1 protein-coding gene is annotated in these 324 nt (G+C 66.0%); it reads right to left on the bottom strand.

Annotated elements, in window-relative coordinates:
* Nucleotides 1-324, bottom strand: a 324-nt coding sequence (locus KI686_RS16140) for a single-stranded DNA-binding protein (protein WP_237590349.1), incomplete at both ends; no start/stop codon positions are given.

The following is a 324-nucleotide window of genomic DNA, read 5'->3' on the forward strand; positions in this document are numbered from 1 at the left end:
CCCCCAGCTCAGGTCGTGCCCGATGACGTCTGCCGTGATCTCCGCCTCCCGGCCCTTCTTCCCGTCGCCGGCCTCCCAGTCCCGGATCCGCAGACGCCCCACGACGATGACGGGATCGCCGCGGTGCAACGAGGCCTTCGCGTGCTCGGCGATGTTGCCGAACGCGGAGACATTGTACCAGCTGGTCGGGCTCTCGACCCATTCACCGGTGCGCTGATCGACGTAGTTGTGCGACGTCCCGACCCGGAAGTTGATCACGGCCTTGCCGTTGCGGGTCTCGTTCTTGGTGGGATCGTTGCCGATGTTCCCGGCGATCACGATGGT

The organism is Polaribacter sargassicola, assembly GCF_021991835.1.
GTDB lineage: Bacteria > Bacteroidota > Bacteroidia > Flavobacteriales > Flavobacteriaceae > Polaribacter > Polaribacter sargassicola.